This window comes from Mycobacterium sp. NGS48, from assembly GCF_059812585.1.
Genome location: NZ_JCALCY010000007.1, coordinates 106,115 through 125,878, shown reverse-complemented (window position 1 = coordinate 125,878; position 19,764 = coordinate 106,115). Strand labels below are relative to the sequence as shown.

At 64.5% G+C, this 19,764-nt stretch carries 23 protein-coding genes and 3 pseudogenes; 11 read left to right on the top strand and 15 right to left on the bottom strand.

Translation table 11 applies throughout. The features are described 5' to 3' along the window. Nucleotides 1-56 precede the first annotated feature (56 nt). A complete protein-coding gene (locus AC5Y42_RS15040; RefSeq protein ID WP_012394830.1) occupies nt 57-377 on the bottom strand; it encodes a 2Fe-2S iron-sulfur cluster-binding protein in 321 nt (106 codons plus the stop codon). A gap of 162 nt (nt 378-539) precedes the next feature. Here AC5Y42_RS15040 and AC5Y42_RS15035 point away from each other — a divergent pair, with 162 nt between their 5' ends. Beyond that, on the top strand, nt 540-1,505 hold the full coding sequence (locus AC5Y42_RS15035; RefSeq protein WP_046188922.1) for a helix-turn-helix transcriptional regulator: 966 nt from the start codon (nt 540-542) through the stop codon (nt 1,503-1,505). Nucleotides 1,506-1,574: 69 nt separating this feature from the next. Here the strand turns inward: AC5Y42_RS15035 and AC5Y42_RS15030 are convergent. The 5 genes and pseudogenes from AC5Y42_RS15030 to AC5Y42_RS15010 all read right to left on the bottom strand — a co-directional run. Further along, nucleotides 1,575-2,000 (bottom strand): annotated as a pseudogene (locus tag AC5Y42_RS15030) (IS1380 family transposase); the annotation flags it as partial. A 147-nt stretch (nt 2,001-2,147) separates the two neighbouring features. Then, entirely contained in the window at nt 2,148-2,726 is a 579-nt protein-coding gene (locus AC5Y42_RS15025; protein WP_172827193.1) for a TetR/AcrR family transcriptional regulator, read from the bottom strand. Nucleotides 2,727-2,818: 92 nt separating this feature from the next. Next, complete coding sequence (locus AC5Y42_RS15020) at nt 2,819-3,730, bottom strand: alpha/beta fold hydrolase (protein WP_012394833.1); 912 nt, start codon at nt 3,728-3,730, stop codon at nt 2,819-2,821. Beyond that, nucleotides 3,730-4,167, bottom strand: a complete 438-nt coding sequence (locus AC5Y42_RS15015; RefSeq protein ID WP_046286743.1) for a PaaI family thioesterase — start codon at nt 4,165-4,167, stop codon at nt 3,730-3,732. The genes AC5Y42_RS15020 and AC5Y42_RS15015 overlap by 1 nt, the downstream gene beginning before the upstream one ends. Before the next feature lie 53 nt (nt 4,168-4,220). After that, nucleotides 4,221-4,745: a TetR/AcrR family transcriptional regulator gene (locus AC5Y42_RS15010; RefSeq protein ID WP_008256180.1), complete on the bottom strand. Its 525-nt coding sequence runs from the start codon at nt 4,743-4,745 to the stop codon at nt 4,221-4,223. Between the two features lie 275 nt (nt 4,746-5,020). On the opposite strand from AC5Y42_RS15010, the pseudogene AC5Y42_RS15005 reads away from it, so the two are divergent. The 6 genes and pseudogenes from AC5Y42_RS15005 to AC5Y42_RS14980 form a co-directional block, all read left to right on the top strand. Further along, a pseudogene (locus tag AC5Y42_RS15005) lies at nt 5,021-5,389 on the top strand (TLP1 C-terminal extension domain-containing protein); the annotation flags it as partial. Next, on the top strand, nt 5,386-6,522 hold the full coding sequence (locus AC5Y42_RS15000) for a zinc-dependent alcohol dehydrogenase (RefSeq protein ID WP_046286738.1): 1,137 nt from the start codon (nt 5,386-5,388) through the stop codon (nt 6,520-6,522). The pseudogene AC5Y42_RS15005 and the gene AC5Y42_RS15000, both read left to right, overlap by 4 nt. Next, entirely contained in the window at nt 6,519-7,097 is a 579-nt protein-coding gene (locus AC5Y42_RS14995; protein ID WP_036428816.1) for a carboxymuconolactone decarboxylase family protein, read from the top strand. The genes AC5Y42_RS15000 and AC5Y42_RS14995 overlap by 4 nt, the downstream gene beginning before the upstream one ends. A 487-nt stretch (nt 7,098-7,584) precedes the next feature. Then, nucleotides 7,585-8,039, top strand: a pseudogene (locus tag AC5Y42_RS14990) (type II toxin-antitoxin system Phd/YefM family antitoxin). A 3-nt stretch (nt 8,040-8,042) separates the two neighbouring features. After that, on the top strand, nt 8,043-8,477 hold the full coding sequence (locus tag AC5Y42_RS14985) for a type II toxin-antitoxin system VapC family toxin (RefSeq protein WP_046286737.1): 435 nt from the start codon (nt 8,043-8,045) through the stop codon (nt 8,475-8,477). Nucleotides 8,478-8,880: 403 nt separating this feature from the next. Next, the gene (locus AC5Y42_RS14980) at nt 8,881-9,318 is read left to right on the top strand and encodes a nitroreductase family deazaflavin-dependent oxidoreductase (RefSeq protein ID WP_499899228.1); all 438 of its coding nucleotides are present in this window, start codon (nt 8,881-8,883) and stop codon (nt 9,316-9,318) included. Between the two features lie 28 nt (nt 9,319-9,346). Here AC5Y42_RS14980 and AC5Y42_RS14975 read toward each other — a convergent pair whose 3' ends face one another. Further along, nucleotides 9,347-9,829, bottom strand: coding sequence for a MarR family winged helix-turn-helix transcriptional regulator (locus tag AC5Y42_RS14975; protein ID WP_499899227.1), 483 nt, complete (start codon nt 9,827-9,829; stop codon nt 9,347-9,349). A 99-nt stretch (nt 9,830-9,928) separates the two neighbouring features. On the opposite strand from AC5Y42_RS14975, the gene AC5Y42_RS14970 reads away from it, so the two are divergent. The 3 genes from AC5Y42_RS14970 (at nt 9,929) to AC5Y42_RS14960 (ending at nt 12,259) form a co-directional block, all read left to right on the top strand. Continuing rightward, nucleotides 9,929-10,552, top strand: coding sequence for an NADPH-dependent F420 reductase (locus AC5Y42_RS14970; protein WP_499899225.1), 624 nt, complete (start codon nt 9,929-9,931; stop codon nt 10,550-10,552). A gap of 86 nt (nt 10,553-10,638) precedes the next feature. Further along, nucleotides 10,639-11,538, top strand: a complete 900-nt coding sequence (locus AC5Y42_RS14965) for a TIGR03619 family F420-dependent LLM class oxidoreductase (protein ID WP_499899224.1) — start codon at nt 10,639-10,641, stop codon at nt 11,536-11,538. Then, complete coding sequence (locus AC5Y42_RS14960) at nt 11,525-12,259, top strand: SDR family NAD(P)-dependent oxidoreductase (protein ID WP_499899223.1); 735 nt, start codon at nt 11,525-11,527, stop codon at nt 12,257-12,259. The genes AC5Y42_RS14965 and AC5Y42_RS14960 overlap by 14 nt, the downstream gene beginning before the upstream one ends. Nucleotides 12,260-12,281: 22 nt before the next feature. Here the strand turns inward: AC5Y42_RS14960 and AC5Y42_RS14955 are convergent, their stop codons facing one another. Then, entirely contained in the window at nt 12,282-13,391 is a 1,110-nt protein-coding gene (locus tag AC5Y42_RS14955) for an NAD(P)/FAD-dependent oxidoreductase (RefSeq protein ID WP_499899221.1), read from the bottom strand. A 239-nt stretch (nt 13,392-13,630) separates the two neighbouring features. Between AC5Y42_RS14955 and AC5Y42_RS14950 the strand changes: the two genes are divergently transcribed. After that, nucleotides 13,631-14,317, top strand: a complete 687-nt coding sequence (locus AC5Y42_RS14950) for a phosphoribosyltransferase (protein ID WP_499899219.1) — start codon at nt 13,631-13,633, stop codon at nt 14,315-14,317. A 12-nt stretch (nt 14,318-14,329) separates the two neighbouring features. On the opposite strand, the gene AC5Y42_RS14945 is transcribed toward AC5Y42_RS14950, so the two are convergent. The 7 genes from AC5Y42_RS14945 to ftsZ form a co-directional block, all read right to left on the bottom strand. Then, entirely contained in the window at nt 14,330-14,698 is a 369-nt protein-coding gene (locus AC5Y42_RS14945) for a hypothetical protein (protein WP_499899218.1), read from the bottom strand. A gap of 84 nt (nt 14,699-14,782) precedes the next feature. Then, entirely contained in the window at nt 14,783-15,589 is an 807-nt protein-coding gene (wag31, locus tag AC5Y42_RS14940) for a DivIVA-like cell division protein Wag31 (protein ID WP_499899216.1), read from the bottom strand. 253 nt (nt 15,590-15,842) lie between these two features. Then, nucleotides 15,843-16,133 (bottom strand): YggT family protein, encoded by a 291-nt coding sequence (locus AC5Y42_RS14935; RefSeq protein ID WP_499884137.1) that lies wholly within the window; start codon nt 16,131-16,133, stop codon nt 15,843-15,845. 145 nt (nt 16,134-16,278) lie between these two features. Then, a complete protein-coding gene (locus AC5Y42_RS14930; protein ID WP_499884138.1) occupies nt 16,279-16,929 on the bottom strand; it encodes a cell division protein SepF in 651 nt (216 codons plus the stop codon). A gap of 66 nt (nt 16,930-16,995) precedes the next feature. After that, nucleotides 16,996-17,769 carry a YggS family pyridoxal phosphate-dependent enzyme gene (locus AC5Y42_RS14925; RefSeq protein ID WP_499899215.1) on the bottom strand — a complete coding sequence of 258 codons (774 nt, stop codon included), beginning with the start codon at nt 17,767-17,769 and terminating at the stop codon, nt 16,996-16,998. Then, nucleotides 17,766-18,473: a peptidoglycan editing factor PgeF gene (gene pgeF, locus AC5Y42_RS14920; RefSeq protein ID WP_499899213.1), complete on the bottom strand. Its 708-nt coding sequence runs from the start codon at nt 18,471-18,473 to the stop codon at nt 17,766-17,768. The genes AC5Y42_RS14925 and pgeF overlap by 4 nt, the downstream gene beginning before the upstream one ends. Before the next feature lie 21 nt (nt 18,474-18,494). Next, nucleotides 18,495-19,640 (bottom strand): cell division protein FtsZ, encoded by a 1,146-nt coding sequence (ftsZ, locus tag AC5Y42_RS14915; RefSeq protein WP_499899357.1) that lies wholly within the window; start codon nt 19,638-19,640, stop codon nt 18,495-18,497. Nucleotides 19,641-19,764: the final 124 nt, after the last annotated feature.

Here is a 19,764-nt window from a genome sequence, read left to right as displayed (position 1 = left end):
AGCCTTGGCAGTGACTGCCTCGCGAATATTGCTCACGTCTCACCTCTCTTTCGTCATCACAGTTGGAACTCGGGCAGATGGACGATCAAACCGTCCCACGCCTCAGAGACCTGCATCTGGCAGGACAGCCGGGAGGTCGGCTGACGCTCGGGGTTCATCGCGAGCATCTCCTCTTCATTGGCCCCGGAGAGGCCGACCCGATCGGACCATTGCGGATCGACGATCACATGGCAGGTGCCGCACGCGGCTTCGCCTCCGCAGTCGCCGTCGATGCCGGGCACCGCATTGTTGGTCGCGACCCGCATCAGTGACTGACCTTCCTCGAGAGGCGCCTCATACTTCTCGCCGCCGTGGGAGACAAATGTGACAACTGCCATAGCCAGGCTCCTTGCGTGTCCTCAGTTACTTGACACAAGTCTTGCGCCAGATGAGCGCTGCGGCTATGTTCGCCGGAGTCAGAAACTTGTGATTTCGGCTCAAAGGGGCCATGGTCAGTGAACCCCAATGACGCGGGTGTGCCCCCACTCGCATTCGTGCAAATGCTCGAGAGCCCGGCGTTTGACCCAGACGCCGTCGCGCGGCTTCGCAACATCATGGCTCGCGAAGGAACCGACGAGGCGACGCTGATTCAGCGTGATATCCAGGCCCCGTTACGGTGGTTTCGTGAGGCGTACCCCGGTCTAGACATCGATCAGGCAACGCTGCTCGGATTTGCGTTAGCCGAACAGGCACAGTTGACGTCCTTCGGCCCGCTGAGTGTTCCGCTGGTCAGCGCGGGCTCAGTGGCCGAGATCGTAGAGCTGCTGACTTATCTGCCGTTGATCACGACGGCTGTCAAAGCACAGTTTCATCCAGATGACCAAGGCCTCACCGTCGGGCTCTGGGGACACACCAGCGATCGTGCCCTGGACTGCCTCGCCGTCACGTACGCCGGGTTGGCGTTGTTGCGACTGCTGGACATGCTCGTCCGTGCGGCGCCGACCCTCACACTCCACTTGAGTTGGCCAGCGCCCGCCGCCTTGAAAGATCGCGAGGACGACCTTACCGCCGGGCGCCTGTTCTTCGACGCTCCGATGTCCTTCCTCCATGTTCCCGCGGACACGCTCAACGAGGTGTGCCGGTTCTCCGATCCCGTCGCATACCGACTCGCCATCGTCGATCTGCAGCGAACTCTCGACCAGCGGAGCGAAACCACGTCGTTCTCGGAGAAGGTGAGACGGCTGCTGCAGAAGGAGCCCGGACGCCGAAGTAAACATTGGTTCGCACATGAGCTGTCGATGTCCACCAGCACACTCAAGCGGCGCCTCTCCGAAGAGGAGACCACCTTTCGCGAGTTGCGCCAAGCATTCCTGCGCGAGCGCGCGATGCTGCAGCTACTCGACCGATCCCTATCGGTGAGTGAGATCGCCACGGATCTCGGATACAGCGACCTCGCCAACTTCTCACACGCCTTCAAGCGATGGACCGGCCGCTCTCCGAGCGAGTTTCGGCTCTCACCACATTGAGCTGTCCCGGCGGGTCCGGAGATCCCGACCTTTGCGGCGTCTTTCTGCAGCGTCGCCTCTCCCCGGGTGTTCGATGAAGGCCCGAGCCTGCGCGCCGGGCAGCAGATTCACCCGGTCACACAAGCCGGCCAGATGCTCGGCCAGCACCGAATCCAATTGGCGGGCATAACCGAAAGTGAACTCCCGCAACAGCGTTCCCATCGTTGACGGGGGATACACCCGGCGGAAAAAGGGTTTTTATGCCGCCAGCGCGGACCAGGTCGACATCATCGATGTAATCCGCGCCCGCGTACATGCTCGCGATCAGGGTGGCCAGTTTCGGAGCCGGATTGGCCGACCTCGACTTGACCCTGGGAGCTGCGATGTGAATCTTGTTGGCCAACAACTCCGATAGGCCTGCCTGCTCAGCCAGCGCCATCACCGGCACCAGGCCCGCGCACGACACCAGATGTCCTCATCGAACACATCGGACCGCGGGGTGAACGTGTGGGACACTCGCGCCGGAAGTGCCGTTCTCGAACTGGACCGATTGTTGCCTGAACAATATCAATCTTCCCAGCTCAGAACGCACTTTCCTTATCCCGACACCCCGACAAACAGTCCATTGTCAGTGGATCGAGGCTAAGACCGCTCAAGTCACAGCTATCTATAGCCAACGCCGAGGTAGCGGAGCGCCACCCGCGAGATCCGCGCACCCGTGGTGGCGATGTCCGCGGAGGGAAGGACGACGTGACTCACGGTGAGCCGCACCAGAACGTCTGCGACCTCCTCGACGTCTTCGGAGTCGAGATCGGCGAAGTGGTCGTGAAACCACGCGACCAAAGCCGCGGAGGAGAGCTGGAGCAGGGACGCCGATGTCGGCAGGAGAGGAAGAACGCCCGTCGTCGGCGCACCGGCGCGATCATCCCCTGAGTGGCTGGACGTCAGCACCGACTTCAGGAGCGGACTGGCTTCTGCTTCACGCAGGGTGAACCGCACCGCTGCGGTGATGCCGCCCTGAACGTCGCCGGTGTGTTCGGCGAGGATGGCGTGGATACCCTCCAGGAAGCGCTGACCCTCGGCCACCACGAGCGCGTCACCAAGTCCCTGCTTATCGCCGAACTCCTTGTATAGCGTCGGTCGGGAGACGCCGACAAGTTCGGCGACCTCACTCACTCGGACTTGTTCCCAGCCCTTCTCAATGGTGAGTTCCCGTGTCGCCCTCAAGACCTGCTCGCGGATATGTCGGCGAAACGACATCCGCGCCGAATCAGTTGGCATACGAGCAGAATAGGTGGCGAACTGGGATCTCCCGCGCAGCCCGACGACTGGCGTCAAACGGTACGGTCGAGAAAGTCGACGACCGCCGTCGAGAATGCGTCGTTGTTGTCGCCAGCAACCATGTGGCCCGCGCCCGACACGTCAACGGTTTGCGCGTGGGGAACCAAGGTGAGGAAATCCTTCACTGTCTCTTCGGAGACTATGTCCGACAGCAGGCCGCGGACCAGCAGCGCCGGCGCGGACACCTGTCGCGCGCCATCGACAAGGAATGCGCTCATCATCTCGAACTCCTCTGCGCCGTCGTCTGAATCACTCTGCAGGAACTGAAAATTCGACGTCGCAAACGCCGGATCCCATCGCCAGGCCCAGCGACCGTCTCCACGTCGGCGGAGGACTTTTTGAAGGCCGTCGACGTTTTCGGGGCGAGGGCGGTGCGGGTTGTAGGCGGCGATCACGTCAGCGGCCGACTCTAGGCTGTCGAAACCTTCGGGATGGGCCGACATGAACGATAGGACTCGGCGGGCGCCGTGCATCTGCATTCGCGGAGTGATGTCAACCAGGACGACGGCCTGCCATAGCTCCGATGGGGCGAGCAAGTGCGTGCCGAGGATGGTCAAACCGCCCAACGATGCCCCGATCGCGGCAACTGGGCGGGCGGAGCCGGCGTACGCGCGCACGGCCAACAGGTCGGACCCCAGCCGTTCGATGTCATAGCGTCCGTCTGGATCCCAGTCGCTGTCACCATGTCCCCTTGCGTCGTAGGCGGCAACGGTGTAGCCCCGCTGATGCAATCGTTGGGCGGTGACATCCCAGGCGTGCCGGCTCTGACCACCGCCGTGAAGGAGCAACACGACCGCCCGCGGTCCGTCACAGCGGTAGAAGTCGACCGCCAGCGAGAGCCCATCCACCGTGGGCACGCGCTCGACGACAGGAGCGGACGAATCATGTGCTCTGTTTGCAGACATCAAGAGATGGCCTTCGGTGCGACGACGGTGACGGTGCCCTGCGCCGCACACACCGCTCTGCCGTCGTTGCAGATGTCGATACGTGCCACACCGCTGGTTCTGCCCAGCGAGATGATCTCAGCCGTGGCTACACAGGTTCCGCTGGAGACTGGACGAAGCAAATTCAGTTTGAACTCCGTCGTCGCGACCCAGGATCCCATCGGAATCACGGGATAAAACACCACTCCAAGGCAATGGTCGACCATGGCCGACAAGCAGCCGCCATGCAAGTTGCCGAAAGGCGTCTTCAGGTCGTCGCGTGCGTCCATCTCCGCGACGAGCCGTCCAGCAGTGAAGTCAGTGTGCCGGAAGCCGAGGTAACCGGCCAACCCGCCCGTGGTTTCTGCTGCGCTCTGCAGTTGTTCAGCGACCTGCTGGTTGAACGTGGTGAACTGCACAGACATGTCCGGCCTCCTACCTCAGCTGTGGTTGAGACATTACGCCTTGTCTGTCACATCGGTCGACAATGGTCGCTCGCCAGGATTGCGGGAAGGAGAAACCTTGAAAGAAATGTCCGGAGCCCGTCACGACTGCGCTCCCGCGGTCCTCGAACAGTCAGCAGGCTCAGTATCGTGCGGAGAACCCACTCGGCGGCGTCGTCGACGGAGACGCCCGGTTCTACGTAACTCCAGTGTCTCCTGAAGATGGGACGGAGAAACTCGGTGACGAGTTCGAAGAGTGACGTCGAGGTCCCCGCCGCGAGGCCAACGCCGGCGAGTTCCTCGTCGCTGCCGAACAACAATCCGATGATCTCTTCGCGGCGCGCGGCCTCAACTGTGTATTCCACGAAATCGACGAGAGCGGAGCCCAGATCGGTGTGCTCCGCGATCCGGGGGTTGATGCGATCGAGATAGCGCTCGGCGGCGCGAATGATGACGCCCGACATCACCGCCTCCCGATTAGGGAAGTAGCGATACACCGTTGCCCTGGAGACACCCGCTGTTCTGCCGATGTCCTCCATGGTCGTGCCTACCACGCCGCAACTCTCTAGGCACCGCTCGGCAGCATCTAGCAATCGGTCGCGAGCGGAACCACGATCTGACGGCGCGGCGGCACCCCATCGCACCAACTTCGTCGACACAACAGCCAGTATGCCGCGGGCGCACACCATTGTGGCTTGACTGCAGATATGACACCATCGCATTCGTGTCTCACAACAGCCCGTGGCCCTGAGCGAGTGATCGATTGTCGGTAGAAGCGCGTACTCCGGTGGTGGTCGGCGTAGGCGAAGTAACCCATCGCGGGGACGACGTCGTCACCGGCCTCGGTTGGTATTCGACGAAACATTCGGTCGGTGTGTGGTCGGCCACCCCTCCACCAACCGGGTGGCGACTGATCGACACGGCAGACGAACAAGCTCAGATCGATTCATCGCGGCTGGCCGTCGCAGGCGTCGACGAGGCGACCGGTCGCGCGACAGTGGACGGGTACACGGTCGAATACGACCGAGACGGGCGACCTCGATGGACACCGATCATCGCGCACCTGTCCGACGGGCGAAGAGTCGTCGCACGCAGCGACGATCCGCAGATTGCCGAGGCGATGGCGGGCGAGATGTACGTTGGCAGAACGGTTTGCCTCCGAAACACAGGGTCGTCCACGGGATTCGAGCTTCCATGATCGCCGAGGCCATGGTGTTGACCGGACCGCGGAATCTGGAGCGGCGCCAGATGACCATCCCCGACGTCGGTGACCGCGGTGCGATCCTGCGAGTTGAAGCATGTGGTCTATGCGGTACAGATCACGAACAATTCACCGGACACCTGCCTGCCGGCTTCTCATTCGTTCCAGGTCACGAAATCGTCGGCATCGTCGAACATGTCGGCAATGCGGCCAGCGAACGCTTGTGCGTCCAGGCCGGCCAGCGCGTGGCCGTCGAGGTGTTCCGGTCCTGCCGAGACTGCCCGGAGTGTCGCCGCGGCGAATACCGGCGATGTGCGGTGAACGGCATCGCCACCATGTTCGGGTTCGTCGACGTGGAGATCGGCGCCGGGTTATGGGGCGGATACGCCACCCATGTGGAGCTTCCGTGGGACGCGATGCTACTCCCGATTGCCGAAGACATGGACCCCGTTCTCGCCACGTTGTTCAACCCTCTCGGGGCCGGTATCCAATGGGGGAAAACTCTTCCCGACACCAAGGCGGGGGGTATCGTAGCGATACTGGGACCGGGCATCCGCGGGATCTGCGCGGCGGTGGCGGCGAAAGAGGCGGGAGCCGCTTTCGTCGCGATGACCGGCATCGGTCCACGCGACGATCAGCGACTGGCCATAGCCAGATCATTCGGTGTCGACCTGCCCATCGACGTATCGCAGGACGATGCAGTGACAGCGCTCCAGCGTGAGACAGGCGGACAGCTTGCCGACGTGGTCGTCGATGTCACCGCCAAAGCACCCTCCGCGTTCGCCGACGCCGTCGCCCTTGCCAGGCCTGGCGGCACGGTCGTGGTTGCCGGCACCCGCGGCGGAGGCGGCGCGCCCGGCTTTGAACCAGACACGCTGGTGTATAAGGAATTACACATCTCCGGTGCACTCGGCGTGGAGTATCCCGCCTACCGGGCAGCCCTCGAGATTCTGGCCACGCGCCGCTGGCCGTTCGACCGGATCACAAGAGAATCAACCGGATTCGCTGGTCTCGCGCCGCTGCTCAGTTCGCTTGCAGATGAAAATGCCAAATCGAGTGCGGCCCTGCACAACGTCTTCGTGCCCACGCCCTCACAGCATGCGGAGCTTCAACAGAGAAAGGTCACGTGACGAGGACGGAACGCGTACCGATGCTCGACCTTGAGCAGGCCCGGCTGCGGGCTGCCGAGTGTGGGCTGCCCGAAGAGATGGCAGAACTGTCAGTATTTCGCGTGGCACTTCACCAGCCGAGCCTCGCAGTGGCCCTGTACGGAATGCTCGAGGCGCTGCTATTTAACGGTGTGCTCGACGCCCGGCTACGCGAATTGATCATCATGCGCATCGGCTGGGTAACGGGGTCGGTATATGAGTGGACACAGCATTGGCGAATCGCGACGCTGCTCGGTGTGGCTTCGGATGACCTTCTGGCGGTGCGTGACTGGCAAAGTTCCAATCGTCTGGGCCATGCCGAGCGTGCAGTCCTGGCGGCGACCGATGATGTGGTACGTGACGGGGTCATTGCCGAGGAAAACTGGGCCGCGTGCCACAAGGCATTCAATGGCGATCACGCGGTTTTGGTCGAACTTGTCGGAGCGATCGCCAATTGGCGGCTCTTTTCGATCCTGCTTCGATCCTTGAATATTCCGCTTGAGTCGGGTACCGACTCCTGGCCGCCCGATGGGCGAGCCCCTCGACGTGACGATTGAGTAAAAACCGGTTGTTCAGCAATCGCACCCAAGTTGAAGCTCGGTTACCCCTTATGTTCCTAGTCAGTTGTGGGCTATTGAATTTCAAACGGGTAGTTGTGATTTCGGTCTCATAGCCACGGTCTCGGGGTAATGCCACCAACTAAACATGTGGAGCCAACTGTTCTGGGACGCCTACACCAGCTTGAAGCACGCTCCGTCATACGAATACGATCCAAGGCATGTCGAGGTTCTTCGCGACTCAGGCCAACTGTTACTACTGGGAGAGTCGTTCAATCGGGTCGCTGGCAACAGAACGCCAATGAAGGCGATCGCCAGCAGTCACCGCACACAGCACCTCAAGCAGAGAATTCAAGAGCCCGCTGCTGCAAGCTAGACCCGGCGTCCGACACCGAGGCGCTGCCGCCTCCATGCAGCTGACCACGAACGCCAGCTGCGCCGAAGTCCCACCGGGGACGGCAAACACCTTCCGCCGCAACACCTTCGGATGCAGCTTGGACGGAAGGCCACCAGCCACCATGATATCGACCGTCTCGGCGTCGCCAGCACCGCGGACGAATCGGTGTACCGGCCCGTTGCCACCTCGCCTCCGGCTTGCGCAGGTCAATCTCTCAGGTCGTCGTTGCCACACTCAGGAGTGACATGTACAAATCACGGTTCAGCGAGTGTACAGTTCACGGTGTGGAGGTATCCGTGACCGAGTTGCGCGCGCACCTTAGCGATTGGCTCGATCGAGTTCGGGCTGGTGGTGAGGTCGTCATCACCGACCGCGGGATTCCGGTCGCGCGACTCGCTGCGCTGGACAGCGCAGGCACCTTGGAGCGTCTCACGGCCGAAGGCGTGATTGGCAGGGCCACCGCGCAGCGGCCCGTCGCTGCGGGACGGTCCCGGCCCAGGCCGCGGCGGCCGGTGTCTGACCAGGTCAGCGACCAGCGGCGCTGACCGGTGCCGCTCGTCTACTTCGACGCCAGCGCCTTCGTCAAACTTCTCACCACCGAGACAGGGAGCTCGCTGGCGTCCGCGCTATGGGACGGCTGCGACGCCGCATTGTCCAGCCGTCTGGCCTACCCCGAAGTCCGCGCCGCACTCGCTGCAGCAGCCCGCAATCACGACCTAACTGAATCCGAGCTCGCCGCTGCCGAGCGTGACTGGGAGGACTTCTGGGCCGCCACCCGCCCAGTCGAACTCACCGCGACAATTGAACAGCACGCCGGCCGCCTCGCCCGCGCCCATGCCTTGCGCGGAGCCGACGCTGTCCATCTGGCCAGCGCGTTGGCAGTCGGCGACCCCGGCCTGATCGTCGCCGTTTGGGACCGACGCCTGCACGCCGGAGCCCAAGCCGCCGGGTGCCGACTCGCCCCCGCCCAACTCGACCGCTAATCCGACCGCTCGACGTCAGAGGTGGGTCGACCCCGGCATGGATGACGATCAGGTACCGATTCGCCAGGTCAGAACCCGTGTCGTAAGTGGCCAAGTCCCCCCTCGGACACACGACTGAGGCGAGCGAAATGAACGCTCGCGTTCATTTCCGAGCCGATGGAGTGTGTTGAGCGGCGAAGCCGCGATCACACGTCCGGCAACACTTAGGTTGGCCGTCGCCGTCATTCGTTGGCCATGCGGGTCGCAGTCAAGACGCAAACCAGCGTTGCGTAGTCCTCACCTGGTCGCGCTTGCCGGTACGGCGACTCAACGCAACCGTCAAATTTTCAACCGCCCCGCCAGACTCCACTGCAGTGCTCAAGCCAGAGGGAATAGAAGGGATGACCAAGCAGCTGTGTTTGCCGTGGCTGAGAAACCCGATCCCGAGACGCTAAATGCACTCAACGCCAATGTCACCGATGAGTTCCGCGCGAACGCGGGCAAAGTCGGAGGGCGATTCAAAGACAACGAGCTGTTGCTACTCACGACGACGGGCGCCAAGTCCGGCGAGCCGCGCGTCGCCCCACTGGTGGCGTTTCGCATCGACGGCAAGCTCCTGATCGCCGGCGGTTACGGCGGGGCCGACGTCAACCCGGCATGGGTACACAACCTGCGGGCCAACTCGCGCGCGCACGTCGAGGCCACCACCGGCGCTTTCGAAGTCGTTGCGCGCGAGCTCGACCCGTCCGAACGAGAAGCCGTCATTCCCAGGATCACTGCGTCCTGGCCTGGATTCGCGGACTACCAATCACAAACCACACGCACCATCCCAATATTCGAGCTGGAGCAGGGCGCGGCATGACTGCCCCACTGCTCACAGTCGATGAAGGCTATGAGGGCTCGTCTTCAACGGGGGAGGCGTCGTCTTTGGCCAGGTGGCGCAGGACTCGTTCGTTGAGGGCGGAGAGCATGTCGAGCTCAGCCGGGGTGAGCAGGTCGATGAAGTTCCGGCGGACGTCCGCCACGTGCCCGGCCGCCGCCTTCTCGATGGCGGCCCGGCCAGCCGGCAGCAGGCAGACCATGGTGCTGCGGGCGTCATCGGGGTTGGGCTCGCGACAGATCAGCCCGCCCTTCTGCATGCGCCGCACCTGGTGGGAGACACGGCTCTTCTCCCAGCCCAGTGTGTTGCACAACTCGCGGGCGGGCATGCGGTCTCCGTCGTGACCTGAGAGCACCGCCAGGACCTCGTAGTCGGCCCCCGACAGGCCCGTCTCCTGCAGGCCGCGGTTCAGGTGCACGTCGAGCCGATGATGCGCATGCTGGAAGGCCCGCCAGGCGCGGTCTTCACGAGGGTTCAGCCAGTTCGGTTTCATCAGCCTTCAGGGTACCACTAATTGGTTGACGTGTCATCAAAATTAGCTTAAGGTGGACGAGTCAACCTTTTCGAGCATTACTCCAAGATCGGAACCCTCATGAGCAGCATCAGCATCATCGGCACCGGGAACATGGCCCGCACCATCGGCGCGCTGGCGGTAGCGGGCGGCAACACCGTCGAGGTCATCGGCCGCGATCAGGCCAAAGCCGCCGACCTGGCCAAGGCTCTCGGCGGCAGCGCCACGACGGGAGAGTTCGGCGCCGTCCCGGCCGGGGACATCGTCATCGTTTCTCTGCTGTACGCCAACGTGATTCCCGTCGTCACCCAGTACGGAGACGCCCTCGCGGGCAAGGTCATCGTCGACATCAGCAACCCCTTCAATTCTGCTGCCGACGGGCTGGCCATTCCCGATCACACCTCGATCGCGCAGGAAGTTGCCAAGGCGGCCCCGGCCAGCGCCAGCGTGGTGAAGGCATTCAACACCATCTTCGGTGTTGTCCTTGCCCAGGGCCGGCCGCTCGACGTCTTCATCGCCGGCGACGACGTGCGCGCCAAGTTGGGCATGGCGGAGTTCGTCGAGAGCCTCGGGCTGCGCCCACTGGACGTCGGCGGCTTGCACATGGCGCACTGGCTGGAAGGAACTGGCCTGGTCACGATGGGTCTCGCCCGTCACGGGGTAGGGAACTTCGACTTCGCCCTCGGCGCCACTGTGCCCGGCTGAGCCGCACCGCCGCCGGTCCGGGCTGAAAGAACAGGGGCGCCGTGCGTCCAAAGAATAGTTGATACATCAACGAAAGGATTCTAGCGATGAAGCTTGGTTTCGCACTTCCCATAGTCGGGCCCGCTATCAGCAGCGCCGCTGGTCTGAGCGCGTTCTGCCGCGGCCTCGAGGACCTTGGCTACGACACCTTATGGGTCGGCGATCGCCTGGTCACGCCGGTTGAAATGCACAGCGCCTATCCGGGCGAAGAGCAGCCCTACCCGCCGCAGATGACCCGTTACCTCGATCCGGTGCTGCTGTGGACCGTCGCCGCGACGGCGACCAGCCGGGTGCGGCTGAACGCCAGCACGCTCAGCACGTTCTACTACGAGCCGGTTCACCTGGCCCGGCTGCTGACCACCCTCGACGTGCTCAGCGACGGCCGCCTCGACGTCGGCGTGGGAATCGGGTGGATGAAGGACGAACACGACATTGCCCGCAGCGCGAACTGGCGCCGGCGCGGGCAGATGCTCGATGACGTGCTGGCGTTCCTGCACGAGTGGTGGACGACCACCCCGGTGTCCTGGGACAGCGAGTTCTTCTCGCTGCCGCCGGTCCATGCCGACCTGCGCCCGGTCCAGGCCGGCGGTCCGCCCATCTGGATCGGCGGTGCCAGTGAGGCCGCGATGCGCCGAGTCGGCCGCAGCGGCACCGGTTGGCTCGGAGTCGAGGGGCTGCAGGACGAGGTCAACGACCATCTGTGGTCGATTGCGCGCCGTGCGGCAAAGGACGCCGGTCGAGATCCGGACGCGCTGAAGACGGCCATGCGGATCAACCTCGAACCGGGCACATCCGTTGACGCGGTTGTCGACAGGCTCGAGCGCCTCGCCAAGTCCGGTGCTGATGAGGCGATCGTGGATGCCTTCGCAATGTTCTCCACCCTTGACCAGCTGCTTGACTTCGCCGGCCAGGTAATCAATCGATGGAGTAGTCGTGGGAAAGCTTGACGGCAAGGTAGCGGTGATCACCGGTGGATCAAGCGGTATGGCGCTGGCCGGTGCCAAGTCGTTCGTTGACGAAGGAGCTCACGTTTTCATCTCCGGTCGACGGCAGGACGCTCTGGATGAAGCCGTCACGCTGATCGGCCGGAACGTGACTGGCGTACAAGCTGATTCGGCCAACCTGGACGATCTGGACCGTTTGTTCGACGCGGTCAAGCGGGAAAAGGGCGCCGTCGACGTGTTGTGGGCCAGTGCCGGCACGGGTGAGGAGCGCAAGCTCGGCGAGATCACCGAGCAGCACTTCGATGCCACTTTCGGGCTCAACGCGCGCGGCACGCTGTTCACGGTGCAGAAAGCATTGCCACTGTTCAACGACGGTGGCTCGATCTTGATGACGGGGTCAATCGCGTCGGTCAAGGGCTTTCCTTCCTGGAGCGTGTACGCGGCGAGCAAGGCGGTACTGCACGCATACGCTCGCGTGTGGTTGTCCGAGTTGGCCGACAGGAGAATCCGGGTCAACGTGCTGACCCCGGGCCAGGTCGCCACGCCGATACAGGAGCAGTTGTTCGACGAGGAGGCGAAGGCGCAGTTTGAATCCTTGATCCCGCGGGGAAAGATGGGCCGCCCTGAGGAGATCGCGACAGTCGCACTGTTCCTGGCGTCGGATGACTCAAGCTATGTCAATGGTATGGAGTTGATTGCCGACGGCGGCACCACGGCAATCTGACTACGTAGCCCTCGGACACCGATTACGACTCCGCGGCCGGCGGCTGGCCGAGTGCGCATTCGGCCCGCAGATCGATGCCGGGTTCCTGACCAAGCGCCATCCGCGCAAGCGCTCTGCCCAGTGCAGGCGCCTGTTTGAACAAGTTGTGGCCGGCGACGAAGAAGATGCCCGCGTGCTCCCAGGCCGCGAAGCCGTCATCGCTCCACGGCAGCGTCGTCACCCAGCAGTACCGAGCGTCCACGGGCCGAGGGTCAAGTCCGGGAAGCGCGCGTCGCACATACTGGCCGGCCCGGTCGGCCAGCGTGACGAGCTCCGCCGGATGGGTGAAGCTGCCGTCATCGTTAGCCGCCGTGGCCTCGCTCAAACCGACGGCGTAGCAATGGTTTCCGGGTGTCGCCGCAGCATAGGTCCCGGTTTCGCCGAACTCACCGCTGCTGTCTTGTAGGCAGGACAACAGCGGCGCCTGGTCGCGCACCTCGAAAGTCAGGCGGGCATGCGCGGCCAATCGCACCGGCAGGGCCAGCCCGACGCTGCGGGCCAGTCGCGCCGTTTCGCGTCCGGCGCACACGACGACTCGGGCATGCTCGGTGCGGATTCCGCCGCACACCACCTCGACGGTGTCGCGGCGGGTCGGCCGGATGGTGATCACCTCGTCGGCAACCAGACTGTCTCCAATCCAGCCGGTGAGCGCGCCGATCGCGGCACGCACCCGGATGGCCCCGCCGGCCTCGTCGAGCATCGCAGGGCCGTCGTAACGGGCCAGCACCGGTAATCGCTCGGCGAGTTCGTCGGACCCGATCCGCCGAATCCGGATTCCGCCGGCCTGCTCGAGAATCGGCAGCCGTCGCTCCACGGCCGGGCCGATCGCAACCGCGCCGTCACCGCCGATCAGCTCACTGCCCAGCCGCTCGGCCCACTCGTCCCACACTGCCCGGCTGTCCCGCGCGAACGCGACCAACCTTGGGTCCTCGTGCGCGTGCCGGAAAATCCGCGACTCGCCACCGGACTGACCATCGCCCGGGACGCCGCGTTCGTACACCCGCACCGATGCGCCGGCTTCGGTCAACGCCCAGGCCGCCGAGAGCCCGACGATTCCGGCGCCGACGACGCCGACGTCCGCGCCGTTCACCACGTCGACAGAGTGCTCCGCATGAGCCGATCTCAAACCGTCGGCGCCAATATCATTGGCGTACAGGCTGTTACGCCGCAGTGCCGACGACCGCCATCGCGGGCGGGGGGACTGGCGGAGACGGTCCAGCCGCGGCGGACCGCGTTTCGGCAATTCTCTGGCGGGGAAGCCACAGTATGGCGATGACGTCAGCCGTAGGCTGGTAACGGCCAACGCGCCACAGAAACCGCGAGTTGCGACCTATGAACCGATCGAGTGGCTTTTTGCACCGGGCGTCCCGGCGCACGTTCAGTGACCGCCGGGAAGCCGGCCGCGCACTGGCCGAGCAGCTGTCGTCATACCGCCGCGACAGCGCGGTGCTCGTACTCGGACTGGCCCGCGGCGGCGTTCCGGTGGCCTGGGAAGTGGCCGCGGCCCTGCGAGCCGAGCTGGACGTGTTTCTGGTCCGCAAACTGGGCGTGCCGCAATGGCCCGAGTTGGCGATGGGCGCGCTGGCCAGCGGCGGCGGCATCGTAATGAACGACAATGTGCTGTCCAGCCTGGGCGTCAGCGACGAGCAGGTCCGCGCGGTGATCGACCGCGAGGCCGCCGAACTGCGGCGGCGCGAGCAGCTTTATCGCGGCGGGCGACCGCTCACCGACCCGCGGGATAAGACGGTGATCCTGGTTGACGACGGAATCGCCACCGGCGCAAGCATGCTGGCCGCGGTGCGAGCGCTGAAAGCGATCGGTCCCAAAGCAGTTGTCGTCGCTGTGCCGGTGGGGCCGCCGTCGGCCTGCGACCAGCTGGCGCAGGAAGCCGACGACGTGATCTGTGCGACCATGCCGCCCGACTTTGAGGCGGTGGGGCAGGTGTTCGCCGACTTTCATCAGGTGACCGACGAGGAAGTCCGCGAATTTCTGGCGACTGCGTCCGTCACGAAGAGATGAGCGGCGGGGTTTTTATTCCTCGTCCTCGGACCGGGGCTCGGTTGACTGGGCCGGCCGTTGGCTAGTGCCCACCCCGTTAGGTACGGATTCCTCACCTTCACCGGCGGCGTCCTCGGGATAGTCGGCATAGGCGTTCTCGTCGGCGCCACTCTCCCCGGCGCTGGTGACTTCGCGCTGAGCTCCCTCGGCCGCGGCGGGCTGGTCGGCGGGTGTGCCGGCCGCGCGTCGCCGGCGTTCCTGTAGCGCGTCGATGATCAACAGCACCACGCCCAGCACGCTGGCCGCGATGCAGACCCAGGCCACCAGCTCGTTGCTGGTGACGACGGCGAACACCAGCGCGGCAAGACCTATCACCGCTAGCACCAGCGCGATAATCAGCATCCGTTAACCTCCAGCCGAGGGGGCATGCACCATTGTTGCCAAGACTGCACGATACGGACCGTCCGCCCCGGCGCCTTCGGCTGCTTAGTTATTACCCCGATTGAACTGGTTGAACCCCCCGGCATCGTTGGTTGCGCTCGAGTCGACCGGAGCCGCCGATCCGCGCTGGCCCAGCTCCTCGAGCTGTGATTCCAGGTAAGTCTTGAGCCGGGTGCGGTACTCGCGTTCGAAGGTGCGCAGCTGCTCGAGGCGGCCTTCCAGCACGGTGCGCTGCTGGTTGATGGTGCCCATGATCTCGGAGTGCTTGCGCTCGGCATCGGCCTGTAGTGCGTCGGCCTTTTCTTGGGCCTGGCGCAACTGGGTCTCCGATCGAGTCTGTGCGTCGGCGAGCATCGCGTCGGCGCGCTGGCGCGCTTCTGCGACGGTGGTGTCGGCTTCCCGCCGGGCCTCGGTGAGGATTTGGTCGGCGTTTGCCCGGGCGTCGGCCATCAATTTGTCGGACTCGGCTTTGGCCGTGCCGGTCAGCCGGTCGGCGGTGTCCTGGGCCAAGCTGAGCACCCTGGCGGCCTTCATGGCCTGCTCTTCGCTGGTCGAGGCTGCGGGAGCGGCGGCCGGCTGCGGTGCGGGCTTGGCGGGTTCCGGCTCCGGTTCGGGCTCGTAGACGGGCATGGCCTGGCTGGTCTGGGCGCCGCCGCCGGAGCGGGCGCCGGCCAGCTCTTGGTCGAGTTCGTTGACCCGCTGACGCAGATCGGCGTTCTCCTCGATCAGCCTGGTCAGCTCGGTCTCCACCAAGTCGAGGAAGGCGTCGACTTCGTCTTCGTTGTAGCCGCGCTTGCCGATGGGCGGCTTGCTGAACGCCACATTGTGAACGTCGGCTGGTGTCAGCGGCATTGTTTGCCCCCTCGAGTCTGGACGATCAAACCAACCTGCAAAGTCTAGATCGGTATGAACGGTGTGGTAGCCATACTGCAACTGCGGCCCATCCTGTCACACCAGACCCGCCGGTTGCCGAATCGGTCAATAAATAAGACCGAATTTCAATCTTTAAGAAACACGAGATCAGGGCGATAAGACAACGAAATGCACTGACCCAAACGCAGATAAGCGACACGGCCGACCCGGCCGAGAGCAGCGCGGACCGCCGTCACCCCGAGTAATCGAGCGCGATTTGCGAGGCGACGAACGCCACCAGCATCAGCACCATGATGGACAGGTCGAAGCGGACGGCGCCGATGGTGAGCTGCGGGATGAGCCGGCGCAGCAGCTTCACCGGTGGATCGGTGATCGACATGATGATCTCCAGGATCACCACGGTGAGACCACGCGGCCGCCAGTCGCGGCTGAACGACCGGATGAACTCGACGACGATCCGAGCGATCAGCAGCAGCCAAAAGATGAATAGCGCAAAACCCAGGATGTGGATGAACAGCGCCAACGAGAGCCCGACCTTACTGATGAGGATGTGACGATCACGACAGCACCGACCGCGGTCGGCACGATGATCGTCAGCCTACCGACTCCGTCTGGCGAGCCGTACACGAGGCGAGACGCTGCCTACGCCGTGGCCGCCGCGCGGGTGCTTACTGGTACGCGTAGAAGCCGGTTTCGGCAATGCGGCGGCGTTCCTCGGGCGACACGTCGACGTCGGCGGGTGAGAGCAGAAACACCTTGGTGGCGACTTTGTCGAAGGAGCCGCGCAGCGCGAAGGCCAACCCCGCGGCGAAGTCGACGAGGCGCTTGGCGTCGGCGTTGTCCATCGACACCAGGTCCATGATCACCGGGGTGCCGTCGCGGAAACGCTCGCCGATGGTGCGGGCCTCGCTGTAGTCCTTGGGCCGCAGCGTGGTGATCTTCGACAGCGGGCTGCCCTCGTCGAAGAGCATCGCCATGCGACGCGGGTCCATCGCCAACGCACCGCGAGTGGCCGACCGCAGCGAGGCGAACCGCGGCCGTGACAACTCGGTGCGCTCGTAGTCGCGCGGCCGAAAACGATGGTCGTCGGAGTAACCGCCCCGGTAGCTGCCGGGTGGATAGTCCCCCGGTTCGCTGCGCGGATCGTCGTAGTCGTGCCCGTCGAAGCGGTCTTCGTAGCGGCCGTAGCCGTCTTCGGCGAACCGCTGGCGCCCGTAGCCCGGACGCGCTGGCGCGCGGTCGTCGTCGTAGTACTCGTCGTCGTAGTCCTCCATCGGAGCCATACCGAAGTAGGCCTTGACCTTGTGCAGTGTGCTCATCGCGGGACCCCTTCTAGGCTTCTGAAGATGTGGTGTCTGTGATGAAGATGTGACTGGAGTGACTATTCACGGTGACGGTAGCGGTCTTCGACCCAATAACGCGGTACCGACACGCACACACGTCGAACCATGTTTGACCGCCGTTTCCAGGTCGTTTGACATACCGGCCGACAGTCCTGCGGCATTCGGATGCGTCTGGCGTACCCGCTCGTGCGCGGATTGCAACCGGTCGAAAGCTTTGTCGGATTCCCAGTCCAGCGGCGGGATGCCCATCAGGCCAACGAGTTCCAGGTATTCGGCCTCATCTACCCGGGAGCAGATTTCGTCGACGGCGGCGGGTTGGGTGACGTCGACGCCGCCGCGCGACACATCGCCGTCGAGGCTGATCTGGACATAGACGCGCAGCGGTGCCGTTCGGCGATGCTCACGCAGCGCCGCACCAACGGCGCGGTCGAGGGCATCGACTATTCGGGCACTGCTGACCGAATGGGCGGTGTGCGCCCAGTTGGCCAGCGACCGGACCTTGTTGCGCTGAATCTGGCCCACCATGTGCCACTCCACTCCGGGTCGATCGCGGCCCAGCAATCCGGCTACTTCATCCACCTTCGCCGCGGCCTCCTGCTCGCGGGATTCGCCAAAGGCCCGACATCCCAATCCCGACAAAATCGCCACATCTGTTGCGGGAAAGAATTTGGTTATCGGCAGAAGTTCAATTCCGTCGACATTCCGTTCGGCCGCGTCCGCGGCTGCGGCAAGCCGCGCCCGCAGTGCACCCAAAGCGTCGGCCAAGTCGGATTCCCGCTCCCGGTGCGGTGAGAAGTTTGCCGCCGCGGCGCTCATTGCATCCACACCACCGACGCCAGCCGCCCGGTGGGCGCGTCACGGCGATGGCTGAACAGACTGGGGTCGTCCACCGTGCAACGCGGGTCCACGTCGATGGCCGTTACGCCCAAATTCTTGAGTTGGCAGGCGATTCCGGCTCGAAGGTCCAGTCCGGGCGTACCCGCCGAGGTGGTGGTCCGACTGCCCGGCAGCGCCGCTTCGACCTCGTCGGCCATTGCGGCGAGCACTTCATAGTTGCGGCCGCTGACCGCCGGGCCGAGCAGCGCGGAAACGTCCTCGGTCTGCGCGCCGAGGGTCAGCATGGCTTCCAGCGCGCGGGCCACGACTCCGCTCGCCGCGCCAACGCGCCCGGCATGCACGGCAGCGACCACCCCGGCACGCGAGTCGGCCATCAACACCGGCACGCAATCGGCACTCAACGCAGCCAGCGCCAGCCGCGGCGTCGTGGTCACCAAGGCATCGGTGTCATCCACCGGTGAGTCGCGCGGCCCGTCGACCACCTCGACCCGGTCGCTGTGCACTTGGTTCATCCAGATCACCCGATCAGCACCGAGGTCGAGCGCTGCGGCCAGCCGGGCCCGATTGGCTGCCACCGCCGCGGGGTCGTCACCGACATGGTCACCGAGGTTGAAGCTGTCAAACGGCGGCGCCGAGACACCGCCCGACCGGGTGGTCGTCACGCGCCGGATGCGAACGCTCACCTGCCCAGTATCGTCGGCGGGCTAGCGCCGCATGAAAGGCGGCACGTCGACGTCCTCGTCGTCGTCGCCGCCGATATCCAGCGTCGAACCGTTGGTGTGCAACGGCATGCTGAGCGCGTCAGCCGGCTCGAACAGCGACGAGGTGACCTTGCCCGCCTGGGCCGGTGCGATGGTCTGGGCCTGCGCCTGACCGCTGCCGACGATCGGTTTGCGACCCGGTCCGCTGGCGTCGAAGCCCGCTGCGATGACCGTGATGCGCACTTCGTCGCCCAGCGAGTCGTCGATGACCGTGCCGAAAATGATGTTGGCGTCTTGATGGGCAGCGTCTTGCACCAGCGAGGCCGCCTCGTTGATCTCGAACAGCCCCAGGTCGCTGCCGCCGGCGATCGACAGCAGAACGCCCTGCGCGCCCTCCATCGAGGCTTCCAGTAGCGGGGAGTTGATCGCCACCTCGGCAGCCTTGAGGGCCCGGCCTTCACCGCGGGCCGAGCCGATGCCCATCAGCGCGCTGCCGGCACCGGACATGACGCCCTTGACGTCGGCGAAGTCGACGTTGATCAGCCCCGGGGTGGTGATCAGGTCGGTGATGCCCTGCACCCCGTTGAGCAGTACCTCGTCGGCGCTGCGGAAGGCATCCATCAGCGACACGGCGGCGTCGCCCATCTGCAGCAGCCGGTCGTTGGGGATCACGATCAGCGTGTCGCAGCTTTCCCGCAGTGCGGCGATGCCGTTTTCGGCTTGGGTGCTGCGTCGCTTGCCCTCGAACGAGAACGGCCGGGTGACGACACCGACGGTCAGCGCCCCGAGCTTGCGCGAGATGCTGGCGACCACCGGAGCTCCGCCGGTGCCGGTGCCGCCGCCTTCGCCGGCGGTGACGAACACCATGTCGGCGCCGCGGAGCAGCTCTTCGATCTCGTCTTTGGCGTCTTCGGCCGCCCGTCGCCCGACCTCGGGGTCGGCGCCGGCGCCCAGGCCCCGGGTGGAGTCGCGGCCGACGTCGAGTTTGACGTCGGCGTCGCTCATCAACAGCGCCTGAGCGTCGGTGTTGATGGCGATGAACTCCACGCCTTTGAGGCCCTGCTCGATCATCCGGTTAACGGCGTTGACACCGCCGCCGCCGATACCCACGACTTTGATGACGGCCAGGTAGTTGTGCGGGGGGGTCATCATTGCGTCTTCCTCCCTAGATGGGACTCGGCTTGGTCTGGCGGTCAACCCCTGGCAAACCTCAACCTCAACTAGAGGCTTAGAGTTATGTCAAGTTGTTTCGCGCAAACAGAACGGTATGGGC

What these genes read in the sequence shown, in the direction of transcription:
- AC5Y42_RS15040 (WP_012394830.1), bottom strand. Translation starts at nt 377, where the DNA reads ATGGCAGTTGTCACATTTGTCTCCCACGGCGGCGAGAAGTATGAGGCG.
- AC5Y42_RS15035 (WP_046188922.1), top strand. Translation starts at nt 540, where the DNA reads ATGCTCGAGAGCCCGGCGTTTGACCCAGACGCCGTCGCGCGGCTTCGC.
- AC5Y42_RS15020 (WP_012394833.1), bottom strand. Translation starts at nt 3,730, where the DNA reads ATGTCTGCAAACAGAGCACATGATTCGTCCGCTCCTGTCGTCGAGCGC.
- AC5Y42_RS15000 (WP_046286738.1), top strand. Translation starts at nt 5,386, where the DNA reads ATGATCGCCGAGGCCATGGTGTTGACCGGACCGCGGAATCTGGAGCGG.
- AC5Y42_RS14975 (WP_499899227.1), bottom strand. Translation starts at nt 9,829, where the DNA reads ATGAAACCGAACTGGCTGAACCCTCGTGAAGACCGCGCCTGGCGGGCC.
- AC5Y42_RS14970 (WP_499899225.1), top strand. Translation starts at nt 9,929, where the DNA reads ATGAGCAGCATCAGCATCATCGGCACCGGGAACATGGCCCGCACCATC.
- AC5Y42_RS14965 (WP_499899224.1), top strand. Translation starts at nt 10,639, where the DNA reads ATGAAGCTTGGTTTCGCACTTCCCATAGTCGGGCCCGCTATCAGCAGC.
- AC5Y42_RS14950 (WP_499899219.1), top strand. Translation starts at nt 13,631, where the DNA reads ATGAACCGATCGAGTGGCTTTTTGCACCGGGCGTCCCGGCGCACGTTC.
- AC5Y42_RS14945 (WP_499899218.1), bottom strand. Translation starts at nt 14,698, where the DNA reads ATGCTGATTATCGCGCTGGTGCTAGCGGTGATAGGTCTTGCCGCGCTG.
- wag31 (WP_499899216.1), bottom strand. Translation starts at nt 15,589, where the DNA reads ATGCCGCTGACACCAGCCGACGTTCACAATGTGGCGTTCAGCAAGCCG.
- AC5Y42_RS14930 (WP_499884138.1), bottom strand. Translation starts at nt 16,929, where the DNA reads ATGAGCACACTGCACAAGGTCAAGGCCTACTTCGGTATGGCTCCGATG.
- AC5Y42_RS14925 (WP_499899215.1), bottom strand. Translation starts at nt 17,769, where the DNA reads ATGAGCGCCGCGGCGGCAAACTTCTCACCGCACCGGGAGCGGGAATCC.
- ftsZ (WP_499899357.1), bottom strand. Translation starts at nt 19,640, where the DNA reads ATGACCCCCCCGCACAACTACCTGGCCGTCATCAAAGTCGTGGGTATC.